The organism is Bradyrhizobium sp. ISRA464, from assembly GCF_029910095.1.
Taxonomy (GTDB): Bacteria; Pseudomonadota; Alphaproteobacteria; order Rhizobiales; family Xanthobacteraceae; genus Bradyrhizobium.
In genome coordinates this window covers 5862091-5875121 of the sequence record NZ_CP094526.1, presented here as the reverse complement: position 1 = coordinate 5875121, position 13031 = coordinate 5862091, and the positions used below count along the sequence as shown (strand labels likewise).

Here is a 13031-nt window from a genome sequence, read left to right as displayed (position 1 = left end):
CCGATGCGATTCGCGGGCAAACCGCCGCGAGCATCAGGTCGGGCAAGCTTTGCGATCGTGCGCCCGTGAAAGGTGTCAATGCGAGCAGAAGACCTTGAGGTCCTGCGTGAAGATATGCTCACGGTCATCGCCGCCAGCGCCTTTACGCTGCGTGGCACCATCGGCAAGAGTGCGCTTGACGAACACGTCATGACTGCCATGGGCAAGGTGCCGCGGCATGAGTTTGTGCCAATCGAACTTCAGCCCTACGCATATGCCAATATTCCACTTCCCATCGGCTTCGCAAAGACGATCTCGCAGCCGTTTATCGTCGCCTTAATGACCGATCTGCTCGACATCGAGCCCCACGACAGCGTTCTCGAAATCGGTACCGGTCTTGGCTATCAGGCCGCCATCCTCGCGCAGCTGGCGCGCAAAGTATACTCCGTTGAAATCATCGAAGAGCTCGGCCAAGCGGCGAAACAACGACTCCGACAGCAGCGCTGCAGCAATGTCGAACTCAAAATTGCCGATGGCTATCACGGTTGGTCAGAGCACGCACCCTTTGACAAGGTGATCGTGACGGCCGCTCCCGATCTCATTCCTCCTCCGCTGATCCACCAATTGAAAGCGGGTGGAAAAATGGTGATACCGGCCGGCCTGCCCGATGCGCAGAAGCTCATTCTGGCCGAGAAGCTCGCCAACGGCAGAATGACGATGAAAGAGATTCTGTCCGTTCGGTTCTCTCAACTCGAAGGGACTGGATCCGACTTGTGATGAGCCCGGTGATGCATCCGTAACGCACAATGATCGAGAGGATCAGCCGCGGTCGCCCCGCGACCGGCGAGATATCGCGCGACGTGTACTCCGACCGCGCGAGGTCACTATAGGCCAATGTCTCGACGGCGGGCTCGGTTGTTCGAAGTCGAATGTCATCGCCACGCGCTCGCCTGCAGTGGGTTCGCTTATCATGAGCGAAAGCATCTCATCAGTGTTGCTCGATGCGCGCCGCGCAAGGACACAAGGTCTCAACGCCATCGCGCAGCGACAACGGGCTCGCCTTGGCGAGGTCGTGGCCTTCGCTCGCGCCAATTCGCCCTATTATCGCGAACTCTATCAGGATCTACCGGAGCGAATTGAGTGCTCGTCCGTGCTGCCGGTGGTTAATAAGCAAGAGCTAATGCGTCATTTTGACGACTGGGTCACCGACCGCGAGGTTAGTTTCGCGGCAGTGCAAGCGTTCGTCGATAACCCTGAGCTGATCGGGCAACGGCTCATTGGCAAGTATTCGGTGGCAACCACTTCGGGCAGCACCGGGACACCTGGAATATTTCTGTTGGACAAACCCAATTGGACGGTGACGCTCGCTTTTTCGCTGCGCATGATGATGGGCTGGCTTAGCGCCAGCGACATGTTTCGTCTTCTCGTCCGCGGCGGCCGCGCGGCGTCGGTGCTGGCAATGGGGGGCCATTACATCGGCGCAACCAGCTTTGCTGCAATCCGCACAAAATGGTCGGCCCGACGATTCCGGGCGCTCCCGGCACAGGCGCCGTTACGCGATCTGGTCGCCGAACTCAATCGGTTCCGCCCGGCGCTGCTCGTCGGATACGCCAGCGTCATGGCACTATTGGCCGCCGAGCAGGAGGGCGGTCGCCTGCATATTCGGCCGGTGCTGGTCCTTCCGAGTTCGGAAGGGCTTTTGCAGGACGGATACGACCGGATCGCAAGGGCATTCCACGCCAAGGTCCGGACCGTTTACGCCGCGACGGAATGCCTGTTCATGGCCATCGGCTGTGAACACGGTTGGCAGCACGTCAACAGCGATTGGGTGATCCTCGAACCCGTCGATGCGAACTATCGGCCGGTTCCGCCCGGCGAGGAGTCGCATACGGTCCTCGTGAGCAACCTCGCCAATCGCGTGCAGCCGATCCTCCGCTACGATCTCGGCGACCGCATCCTGCAACGACCTGATCCTTGCCCTTGCGGCAACCCGCTTCCGGCGATCCGCGTGCGGGGCCGCGCCGCCGACATCCTTACGTTTCCAACCGAACGCGGCGAGAAAGTCGCAGTGCCACTGCTCGTGCTTGAGATCGATCATGTACCCGGTGTGGAGTTGTTTCAGATAGTGCAGACTGCGCCAACACAATTGCGCGTTCGCTTGCGTCCCGCAGCCGACGCGGACCCAAACCGGGTTTGGCGGGCGGTGCATTCCGAATTGACCAAGCTGCTGAATGAGCATGGGCTTGGTCACGTGTCTGTTGAGTTGGGCGCCGAACCGCCAGTTCCATCCTCCGCCGGAAAGTACCGCACCGTGATCCCACTGGTTCTGGGTGCTTGAAGACTCATGAGACTTGGGGCGGATCGCGCTGCTGCTAAAGCGGCTGCACCCGCAATCTTTGTGGATCCGTTGCTGCCCGCTGCACCCCGTCGCCGAGCCGCCAGCTACAAGTTGCGCTTCCTTCCGTGTCTCCGCGATAACCGTGGCTTTCGCCCGATCTGAGGTTCGTGGTCTTCCAATATTCGCATTTAAGGACGTAAAAGCTGAACCCGCGACGGCGTACCCTTCGCATATGCAAAAGGCTCGGGCACAAAAGGCTCATGCAGTGCAGATGGTGTGCTGACGCGGAACGGAAGCCGCGAACATGCGGTCACGTGGTGGCATCGGCCTGTCGATTTTGGGATCCCTGCCTCTCGCTGTGCCCGATATTGAGCGCCGCGAACTCATCTGCAGCAGCCCGCCTAAAGATAGCCTCGTTCCGTTCCCATCGTCGTTACCCTAAAGCGCGGAAGGCATAAGAAATAAAGCCTATTTGCACGCCCAGGACACTTTCCTGGCGCGTGTATTGACCTGCGCTTCCACCTCGCCGTACAATTGAGCGTCGTCTGCTCAGATGGTACGCCCCATGGCGACCCCTTACGACCTGATGATGCGGGTGTCGCATCACTATTATCGCAGCCACCTCACCATGGCTGAGATCGGAAATCGTCTCGGTATTTCGAGGCACCGCGTTGGTCGACTTCTTAAGGCGGCCGTCGCCACAGGCGTGGTCAATATCGAGATCCGCGTCCCATCTGGCGAAAACGTTGAGCTCCGGAAGGCGCTCGAAACAGCGTTCAAGCTCAAGGCAGCCCTGATCGTCGATGTGCCGCCCGACATTTCACCGGATCAGATGAAGCAGGTGACTTGCCGATCGGCGGTCTCGTTTCTTAGAGACAGGCTAAGCGTGCATCGGACGATCGGAGTGGGATGGGGAAGTACGACATTTGAACTAATTAACGCGCTCGAGCCTCTAGATCTTTCGAATACGAAGGTCGTGCAAATCACCGGCGGCAACAAAAGGCTGTCGATGCAGTTCGATTGCCACGAAGTCACGCGTCGCCTTGCGCAGAAGCTTCATGTGCAGCCCATCCTGCTGCATGCGCCAGGAATCGTCGATAACAGTCGGACGCGCGAACTGCTGATGCGGGATAGCAATATCCGCGATACTTTTAGATATTTCGGTGAGCTCGATTTGGCGATTGTCGGTATCGGCGCGATTAGGCCGGCAATTCAGTCCATGCTAATCGCGAGCGGGTACATTTCCGCGACGGAATTGAAGTCCTTGAAAAGGGCAGGAGCCGTCGGCGATGTCTTTTCCTATTTCATTGACGATGACGGAGAGGTCGTACGAACCGAGCTCTACGATCGGCTGATCACGATTGGCCTTGCCGATGTTCGCCGCATTCCAACCACCTTGGGTGTAGCCACTGGCGCGGCGAAGGCACGAGCCCTTGCTGCGGCCATGCGGGGCGGATTTATCAATACGCTGATCGCGGACAGTTCGCTGGCCCGCGCCGTGCTGGCGTTGCAGCCGAAGGCTGGCAAGGTCCGCGCAGCGCCCAAGGCGCGCATTGCGCCCGCGAGTAAAGTACCGAAAGTTAATCTGCGGAGGACATGCGACTAAACGATTGTCCCAAATCCTAGGGAGGAAGACATGAGTGCTAATTTCTCTGTCGTTACCGAACAGGGTGCTGGTATGTCTCCTGATCGCACCCCCAAAGACTCTGTCTCGCGGCGAGACTTCGTGAAGGCCGCGGCAGTGGCCGGCGCTGCGACCGCCATCGGTTCCTTTCCGTACATTCAGGCCAACGCTGCTGAGACACCCTCGATCAAGTTCGGTCTTCTCGAAGATAGATCAGGCAACTTCGCCATCTTCGGCCTCAACAAGTGGCACGGGACCCAATTGGCTATCAAGGAAATCAACGATGGCTGGACGCTCGACGGCGGTGTTCAGGGGCCTGGTGGTCCTGGCGTGTTCGCCAAAACCGCGGCAAATCCGCCGACCGCCAACATCAAGGAGGTGGTGGACCGAGGTGGTGACGAGACGCTCGACGCGACGGTTTGGAAGGAAGGCGACGAGTATCTGGTCCAATCCGGCGAGAAGGGGGTGCTCGGTCGCTCGATTGAACTCATTGCGCCCGACCCGCAATCCGATAATACCCAGTTCCAGGCCTTATCACGGCGACTCATTCTCGAAGACAAGGTGGACGTCATCATGGCGGGATTCGCCAGCGCGGAGCGCGAGGCGATCCGTCCGATCATGTATCAAAACAAGATGCTCTACTTCTACAACAACCAGTACGAAGGCGGCGTAGCCGACAAATACACCTTCTGCACCGGTGCAATCCCTGAACAGCAGATCGTACCGGTCATGCAATACATGATCAAAAACTTTGGTCCAAAGATCTACACCTTGGCGGCGGACTACAATTTCGGCCAGTTGAGCGCCGCGTGGACGCGGGCGATGGCTCCACTGCTCAAGGCAACGGTGATTGGCGAGGAGTTTATCCCGCTCAGCGTTTCGCAATTTTCGTCAAGTATCGCGCGTATTCAGCAGGCAAAGCCCGATTGGCTCATGATGTACATCACGGGCCAGAACCACTCGAATTACTATCCGCAAGCAAATGCCGCGGGCCTCAAAATCCCCATGGGGTCGAGCATCAATATCGCGCAAGGCTACGAGCATAGGCGCTTCCAACCGCCGTCTCTCGATCGCTTCCACGTGACCGCAAGTTACATGGAGGAGATACCAACCCCGCGTAATCACAAGTTCGTGCAACGTTGGCGCGCGATGTTCCCCGACGAGCCCTACATGGCCATGGAAGGCCATAGCGCCTACGTCGCGACCCATCTCTATGCCAAGGCCGTCCGCCTCGCCGGCTCGACGCAGAAAGAGGCCGTAATCGAGGCGCTGGAATCCGGCATCGGCGTTGAGGCGCCGGCTGGCTGGGTTTTTATGGATCCCGCCACGCATCATCTCAGCCAATACATCCGCCTCGCGCGTTGTGACGAGAAGCATAACATCCAGTTCGTGACGGAATGGCCCCACATAGAGCCCTGGTGGACGCGCCGGCTCGGCGTGAACCTGGTGCGGAAGTCGGAGTCCAAACAGTACATCCCGGATGAGGATCCGTTCTTCAAGAAGTTTGCGAAGAAGACCTAGTCCGATTCGGGACGTCGAGGGACAGGGGAGCGAGCGCCGGTGTGCGCCGATCTCGTGGATTGCATGTTCCTTGGAGGAAGGTGGACCGATGAGCTATGCCGACCTCGTGAGCCTCGCGTATCAGTACGTGGACAACATGGCATTTCTGCTGTTGGCCGCGCTCGGGTTGATCATCATCCTTGGGGTGGTGAACGTCATCAATCTTGCTCATGGCGAGTTGATAATGCTCGGCGCGTATATCACGACGCTTGCTTACAACCGCGCCCATCTTCCACTGCCGATTTGCATGATGCTCAGCGTCGTCGGCGTTGGTCTGTTCGGCATGGCGCTGGAGCGGTTCATTGTCCGGCGCTTCTACGGTGACAGGCTCGGCGCGCTTGTCGCCACCTGGAGCGTCGGTCTGATCCTGAGCCAGGGCACTCTGCTGACGCTTGGTCCGTCGATGCAGTCCGTGCCGCTGCCGGCGTGGACCTTCTCGTATGGGGGCTACTCGTTCGGGGGCTATCGGCTTCTTCTTTTCGCCATCGCGCTTGCGGCGATTTTTGCGACCTGGTGGGCATTCTATCGCACCAAGATCGGGGTGCGCACGCGGGCGACAATGCAAAATGCGGATATGGCGCGCGCCCTCGGCGTAGACACCCGCCACATCTACCTGCTCACATTCGGTGCCGGTTCTGCCTTGGCCGGCCTCACCGGTGCGCTGTACGCCCCCACCACGACGATTGTTCCGCTGATGGGTACGCAATTCGTCGATGTCGCATTCATCACCGTCGTGATCGGGGGCGGCGCCAACCCCATCATTGGAGCGCTATCGAGCGCCGCGTTGCTGGCCGTGATCTCGACGCCTCTGTCCAGTGTTCTCGGCACCTTCATCGGGCGCATCGGCCTACTCGTCGCGGCACTCGTGGTGATCAGGTTTCTTCCGCGCGGATTATCCGGCTATTGGCAGGAGCTGCGTTACCAGCGCATGGGGAGGGCGTCGGTGTGAAAGCACCAATCACCAACACCGGGACGAGGATGTGGCGGATCCTCAATGGCCCCCAAGAGCTCGGACACGGACCCGCGTTCTGGACCTGTTTCGTGGCGGTGACGGTGATTGCCCTGGCGTATCCGACGTTTGGCTCAGCGTTCGGTCTATCCAATATTGCGAACTTTTGTCTTTACGTTCCGATGGCACTCGGGCTTTCGCTCTTGTGGGGCTATAACGGCGTGCTCAGCTTCGGGCAGAGCGCGTTCTTCGTGATCGCCGGTTACGTTTATGGATTGGTGGCGGGCAACCTGAGCGACGTTCCAGGCGGCACGCTCGTCGGCGTGGCGGCGGGAATTTCGGCGTCTGCCCTGGTGGCCGTCGTCTTCGGATACTTCGTCTTTTACGGACAGGTCAGTGGATGGATCATCCCGCTGCTGCTTCTGGTACTGTCGTTGATCCTGGAAACCTTCCTCGGGCAAACGGCGGGTTACCAGTGGCGTGTCGGCGGCGTGCTGTTGGGCGGTTACAATGGGATGACCGGAATTCCGTCGATTCAAATCGGCTCGATCACTTTCGTCAGCGCGAGCGCAGCCCTTTATTACCTCGTCGTCGTGCTGACGCTGATGATTTATCTCGGCCTTCGGATCTTGGTGAATTCCCGATACGGACACGTTGTGATCGCGATCCGGGACGATTCTGAGCGTACGCGCTCGCTTGGATACAACGTTGCCATCATTCAAATCCAGGTGTTTGTCCTGGCCGCGGCATTGGCTGGACTCAGTGGTGTCCTCTACGTCTCCTGGGGAAACTACATCAACCCCGCAAGCACGGGAATGCTGATGGCAACCTTGCCGGTGATCTGGACGGCGGTTGGCGGACGCAAGAGTTTGGTCGCTGTTTTGGTATCAACATTGATCCTGCGTTGGTTGGCAGACACATTGGCGGTCAGAGGCGGTGAATATGCCTTTCTGATCATGGGAGTTCTATTGCTCCTGACCATGGTGTTCTTCCCGGAAGGGATCATCATGTCGTTGGCGCGCGGTTACCGGCGTTGGCGACCGAAGGCACATGATGTGATGCGGGTGCGGCAATGAGCGAGCTCACTGATCGAGATGCGCGACCGCTGTTGCGGACCGAAGATCTCGTGAAATCCTTCGGCGGCGTTATGGCCGTCGATCATCTCAGTTTGCTGGTGTCTGCTGGCGAGTTACGTTGCCTCATCGGTCCAAATGGAGCAGGAAAGTCAACGTTGTTCGGCTTGTTGTCAGGCCTTCACCGACCAGACCGGGGTCACATCTGGTTCAAGGGCGAGGACATCACCCGGCTACCGCCTCATCGCCGGGTCCGCAAGGGCTTGTGCCAGAAATTTCAGACCACCCGCATCTATCGCGACCTGACGGTCGCACAGAATCTGCTCATCGCGAGCGGCGTTCAGTTCGAACGCGAAAACGAACGAGTGAGGTGGGCGCTGCACAGCCTCGATCTGGCGTCACGACCAGAGGTCAAGGCCGGCGAGCTGCCCCACAGTCACCAGCAGTGGCTCGAAATCTGCCTTACGCTATCCACCGAGCCCGACCTTCTTCTGCTCGATGAGCCAACCGCTGGAATGACTCCCGACGAGACCGCGCGGACGGCACGTTTCCTGATCGACCTCAACAAGCAGGGCCTCACGGTGCTGGTGGTGGAGCACGATATGGAGTTTGTGCGCCACATCGCGCGCCGCGTCACGGTGCTGCACAATGGACAGATCTTCAGTGAAGGCGTTCTGGAGGAGATTGAGGCTAATCAGGAGGTCCGGCGAATCTATCTAGGTGAGCGATGAGAATGACACTCGGATCTCTCATCGAGGTGCAGGACTTGGTGGCTGGATATGGTAGCGGCGATATCCTGCAAGGCGTCAACCTGAGGATCGAGGCGGGCGAAATCGTCGCAACGATTGGGCGCAATGGAGTTGGCAAGTCGACATTGATGAAGGCTCTCATCGGGCTGCTCCCCACCCGCTCTGGATCGATACGGTTCAAGGGGCGAGCAATTACGAATTTGCCGCCGCATCAACGCGCGGCGCTGGGCATGGGTTACGTGCCCCAAGGGCGGGAGATCTTTCCCGAACTCACAGTCGAGGAAAACTTGTTGATGGGGGAGGGTATCAATCAGGCGAAGGTCAGACCACGCTACGATCTGGTGTATGCGTATTTCCCGATACTGCACGCGAGACGGCGTCAGCTCGCCGGAACCTTCAGCGGCGGCCAGCAGCAGATGCTGGCGATCGGTCGTGCGCTCGTCGGTCGACCGGAACTGTTGCTGCTGGACGAACCGTCGCTCGGCATACAACCGAGCATCGTCCTGGAAATCGGCGAGAGCCTGACCAGACTCAACCGCGAAGAAGGCCTTTCGATTCTTCTGGTCGAGCAGAATGTTGGACTGATTTCACACCTGGCGCAACGCGCATATGCCATGGACAAGGGGAGCGTGGTCGCGACCTTGACCTGGGAAGCTCTCCAGCATCGAGAAGTTCTGGCGGAACACTTGGCAATCTGATCTCCACCTGCTGAAGGATATTCGAGACAATGTCAGAATCCAGTTACGCGACGTTCCTGCGTAGGTATGTCAAGGACGAGAAGACCGAGTTAGCGGACCTCTACCACGCTGTCCGCAACATCCCCTACGGCTCGGTCGGGGATCGGGATCCCGTGAAGGTCATCACCAACAATGTGGGGTCTTGTTCGGGTAAGCACATTCTCCTGCGCGATCTGCTCTGTCAAACCGGCCATGATGCAGAGATCATCACCATCTTTGCCCATTTCAATCGCGGCGTCCCGTCGCATCCTTCCATGCCGGCAGACCTGCGCGTGATGATCGAGGGTGATCCCGTCTGCGATTTTCATCACTATCTCCGCGTGCTTGAGGATCAGCACTGGCTCAAACTTGACGCGACCTGGCATGATGCCTTGATGCCATTCGGGTTTCCGGTGAACCGCAATTGGCCGGGAACCGGCGACACGGTGCTCGCTGCAACGCCGATCAGGGAGTATCCGGCCGTCGAGGATTTGGCTGCGCGGAAGGCCGAGTTGCTTGCGCAATTGAGCCCGGCGGAACGCGAGAAGCGGACGCGTTTCTTCGAGCGGCTGACCGGATGGATGGCGACACTCTGACCGAATGTGCCAATGATGACGGCAACTGATGTCTTTGTGGGGGTAGACGCGGGCACAACCGGTGCTAAGGTTGCGCTCTTCGACGGAGCTGGCAACGAGCTCGGGAGCGGCTACTGCGATTACCCTTGCATTTATCCGCACCCGGGGTGGATCGAACAAGACGTGGAGGATGTCTGGCGCGGCATCTGCAAGGCCAGTCAGACCGCGCGAGCGCAGGCGAACGTGCGCGATGGACTCATCCGATCGGTCGGCCTGTCGAGCCAGCGCGGAACTTTCATTCTCCTCGACGAGCAATATCGCCCACTCGCGCCCTGCGTGCTGTGGAACGACAGTCGAGCAAAGGACATGGAGCCTTTGCTGGCCGAGCGGCTCGGCATGGATCGCTTCCGAAGCATCACCGGCATGCCCATATCCGGAAGCTGGTCAATCGCAAAACTCGCCTGGCTCGTGCGCCATCGCCCGGATCTCATGCGGCGCGTGCGTCATGTCTGCAATGGTCAGGAGTTTTTCCTGCACCGGCTTGGGGCCGACCGTCTCGAGAGCGATCCTTCGTCGCTGACCTTGAATGGAATGCTGGACATCCGCAGCCTCGATTGGAGCAAGGACGTCATCGAGGCTGCCGAACTTAATCCGAGCCTGTTCCCAGCGGTCGGCAAACCGGCCAGCCCGGTGGGCAAGCTTTCGCGTCAATCCGCCCAGCAGCTTCGGTTGCCTGCGGGCACGCCGGTGTGCCGTGGCGGCGGCGATCAGCAGTGCGCGGCGGTTGGTGCCGGCGTGACGAAGCAGGGATTGGCCGAGGTGACCATCGGGACCGCGGCAATGATGGTCGCACATCTCGACAGCCCCGACCTCGTTACCGGTTCGGCCCCCTATGTCGGCGGTCACGCCGTGCCGAGTAAATGGGATGCCGAGGGCGGTGCATTTTCGATCGGCAGCTGCCTCAAATGGTGGCGCGACCATTTCGGTCAGCTGGAGCGCGCGCAGGCGGCCGAGCAAGGAGCGAATGTCTATGATCTGATCGTCGAATCCGCGCAAGCTTCGCCGCCCGGCAGTCGAGGCGTGGTGTTCCATCCATTTTTCGCCGGCCAGGTAACGCCTTATTACGATGCCATGGCGCGCGGCGCCTTTCTTGGGCTGGGGCTCGATCACGACCGCAGCTGTCTCGTTCGCGCAATGCTGGAAGGGTGTGCCTGTGAAGTCCGTTTCATGGTCGACGGGATGGCGCGCGACCTTAAGGGCGGCATATCGGAGCTTCGGATGACCGGTGGCGCCGTGCGCTCGCGACCGTTCATGGAAATTCACGCTAACGTTCTGGGCCGGCCCATCGTTTTGTTGCGCAATCGGGAATGCACGGTCCTGGGCGCGGCAATACTCGGCGCGGTGGGTTCCGGCCACTTCGCGGATGTCGACGAGGCTGTGCAAGCCATGGTCGTCATCGACCATGCGATCGATCCGGATCCCCAAACCGCGAACCTGTATCAGGATCTGTTCCAAGTGTTCCGCCAAGCCTATGAGGCTCACGCGCAGTCGGGCGTCTATCAAGCAATCTATCAATTCCAGCAACGCTACTTTTGAGCGCCACGGCCGGCCGGGTTCAGTTCCAGAAAGTGTCGAGCCGCTCCGACTGCGGCTAAGTGACCGAGGCCTTCTACCTTGTCCGCCCGTCACACCGCGCTTCAGCACGACGAGGAGGCGGAGCTTCTTGAAGGCTGGGTTGCGGATCTTGCCAACAGATCCGCAAACACGCGAATCCAGTTCTCTCCATGCATAAGTCAACGCTTCGCCGGACGCTCCGGACTGGTATGCCCGCTGGCCAATTTTCACACCGACGTAGACTTCGGTTCTCGCCGAAACGCGCTTCGAAGGACGAGCCCATTCGCGATGTGAGCAAATAACGCCTTAAAGGCGCCCGCGACCCCACGAAAGGCGCCCGCGACCCCACGTGAACTCGACCGAGTGAAGCTTAGCAGTCAGATCGCTTCCAGATGCGGCGATGCGGCGGCATGGAGAGGATTATTCGCCAGCGGCTAAGCTGCTTAGGCCTTTGAGTGCGGCGTGTGACGCAGCAGCCATAGCTCCACGGCCGCGATCACAGCGATGATGAGCCCGATGACAAAGTAAACGTTTCTTGCGCTTATGTCGCGGTGAAAGCCGAGGACCCACGGACATACCGCGACCCATAGGCCGACACTTAGATTGATCCATTCTTCCGATTCAAAGATTTCGGGAATAGGAACGGCTTCGAAGAGATCGACGATTGAAAAGACGGCCAGAATGGCGATCGCCGCCCGCGCGATCCAGGACATGTGCCAGGCAGCTGGTCTCCCGTGCCGTGAAGCGCGTCGGCGGATAGATCGCACTGATTGGTGGGCCAGCAGCGCTGCCTTTCGTCTCAATTATTGTTCAACGAAGGCCTTCCATCTGTTCAGCTGGGACGGACCCAGGGCGGTCATTTCATCGTCCAACTCGGCAATGCGTTTTGTGGCAGCCATCATTGCCGCCGCTGCACGATTGTAGTTGTCTGCAGTCAATTGAAACGGAAATACGAACTGACCATCTTTCACTTTGTAGATGCCAAACTCCCTCAGCAGGAGCGTCACACACTTGTCATAAGCCTTGTAATATTCGGCGTGCGCGGCCGCCAACTTGGCAGCTACGGCAATTATTTCGGTGTGCTGCGCATCGACCATGCTCATGAATCTGCGAATTGTATCGTTTCCAACACGGAGTGAGCGAGCCTCGCCTTCCAGTTTGTCGCGCTTGGAATTGACCAGAGCGATGTAGCGGGGCTCAAAGGTAGCGATACTACCCTCGGCGGCTTTCAGATCGCGAAGAAGTGCGTCTAGATCACTGCGACTGGAAGCTAGATCGATTGCTTTCGGAAGATCCTTTTGCTCGGCGCCGGTTAATAGCCTTCGAGCGGCAGCATCCATCTCGGTCGCATCCAGACTTGCCAGTGCGATCATTTTCAAAATCACGTTTGAGGGATGTTGCTTTAGCGCTTGATCCAGTTGTTCAGGATTGCTCACGCCGCGCATGGCAACATGGCCCTCACTTTTTGAGATAGCTTCCTGATATCTCGACAAATCGCCCACCACGTACAGCCCGCTGAAGCCAAGAATCGTGAACGCACACAGCAACAATAGGCCCGGTGCCAGGCGTCTCGGCGTCTTCGCGCTCTGATGTAACGGTGTTCCCAGTATTCAAACTCCCATCCGGCTATCGTTCTTTCATTTCATCGGTCGACCGAGAAGGTCAAGGTGACCAATGAGGTGAACTGCAGCTGCGCGCAGAAGTCCTTCCATTCGAACGTATACCTGTTCGCGAACCAGTATTCGTCCTAGTCGGCCTAACTGCTTATCCCGTTTGCTCAGGGGTACACCACACGTAGTGTTTGACGGTGCCATTCCCCTCGCGTAGGGGCGATGAAGGGACTGCAGGTCGTAG

The 13031-nt window shown here is 58.8% G+C and carries 12 protein-coding genes; 10 read left to right on the top strand and 2 right to left on the bottom strand.

Going from position 1 to position 13031, the window contains the following annotated elements; all coding sequences use genetic code 11:
* Window positions 1-78: 78 nt before the first annotated feature.
* The 10 genes from MTX19_RS27470 to MTX19_RS27425 all read left to right on the top strand — a co-directional run bounded on the left by MTX19_RS27470 (window position 79) and on the right by MTX19_RS27425 (window position 11159).
* On the top strand, window positions 79-756 hold the full coding sequence (locus MTX19_RS27470; RefSeq protein ID WP_280980183.1) for a protein-L-isoaspartate(D-aspartate) O-methyltransferase: 678 nt from the start codon (window positions 79-81) through the stop codon (window positions 754-756).
* Window positions 757-949: 193 nt separating this feature from the next.
* On the top strand, window positions 950-2317 hold the full coding sequence (locus tag MTX19_RS27465) for a phenylacetate--CoA ligase family protein (RefSeq protein ID WP_280980182.1): 1368 nt from the start codon (window positions 950-952) through the stop codon (window positions 2315-2317).
* A 565-nt stretch (window positions 2318-2882) separates the two neighbouring features.
* Window positions 2883-3923 carry a sugar-binding domain-containing protein gene (locus MTX19_RS27460; RefSeq protein WP_280980181.1) on the top strand — a complete coding sequence of 347 codons (1041 nt, stop codon included), beginning with the start codon at window positions 2883-2885 and terminating at the stop codon, window positions 3921-3923.
* Between the two features lie 30 nt (window positions 3924-3953).
* Window positions 3954-5462 (top strand): ABC transporter substrate-binding protein, encoded by a 1509-nt coding sequence (locus MTX19_RS27455; RefSeq protein WP_280972783.1) that lies wholly within the window; start codon window positions 3954-3956, stop codon window positions 5460-5462.
* Between the two features lie 88 nt (window positions 5463-5550).
* On the top strand, window positions 5551-6450 hold the full coding sequence (locus MTX19_RS27450) for a branched-chain amino acid ABC transporter permease (RefSeq protein WP_280972782.1): 900 nt from the start codon (window positions 5551-5553) through the stop codon (window positions 6448-6450).
* A complete protein-coding gene (locus MTX19_RS27445; RefSeq protein WP_280980180.1) occupies window positions 6447-7526 on the top strand; it encodes an ABC transporter permease in 1080 nt (359 codons plus the stop codon). The genes MTX19_RS27450 and MTX19_RS27445 overlap by 4 nt, the downstream gene beginning before the upstream one ends.
* Window positions 7523-8254: an ABC transporter ATP-binding protein gene (locus MTX19_RS27440; RefSeq protein ID WP_280972780.1), complete on the top strand. Its 732-nt coding sequence runs from the start codon at window positions 7523-7525 to the stop codon at window positions 8252-8254. The genes MTX19_RS27445 and MTX19_RS27440 overlap by 4 nt, the downstream gene beginning before the upstream one ends.
* Window positions 8255-8256: 2 nt before the next feature.
* Complete coding sequence (locus tag MTX19_RS27435) at window positions 8257-8970, top strand: ABC transporter ATP-binding protein (RefSeq protein ID WP_280980179.1); 714 nt, start codon at window positions 8257-8259, stop codon at window positions 8968-8970.
* Window positions 8971-8999: 29 nt separating this feature from the next.
* Window positions 9000-9584: a transglutaminase domain-containing protein gene (locus MTX19_RS27430; protein WP_280980178.1), complete on the top strand. Its 585-nt coding sequence runs from the start codon at window positions 9000-9002 to the stop codon at window positions 9582-9584.
* 12 nt (window positions 9585-9596) lie between these two features.
* Window positions 9597-11159 (top strand): FGGY family carbohydrate kinase, encoded by a 1563-nt coding sequence (locus MTX19_RS27425; protein WP_280980177.1) that lies wholly within the window; start codon window positions 9597-9599, stop codon window positions 11157-11159.
* 461 nt (window positions 11160-11620) lie between these two features.
* On the opposite strand, the gene MTX19_RS27420 is transcribed toward MTX19_RS27425, so the two are convergent.
* Window positions 11621-11890 carry an SPW repeat protein gene (locus tag MTX19_RS27420; RefSeq protein ID WP_280980176.1) on the bottom strand — a complete coding sequence of 90 codons (270 nt, stop codon included), beginning with the start codon at window positions 11888-11890 and terminating at the stop codon, window positions 11621-11623.
* A 90-nt stretch (window positions 11891-11980) separates the two neighbouring features.
* A complete protein-coding gene (locus tag MTX19_RS27415; protein WP_280972775.1) occupies window positions 11981-12724 on the bottom strand; it encodes a hypothetical protein in 744 nt (247 codons plus the stop codon).
* Window positions 12725-13031: the final 307 nt, after the last annotated feature.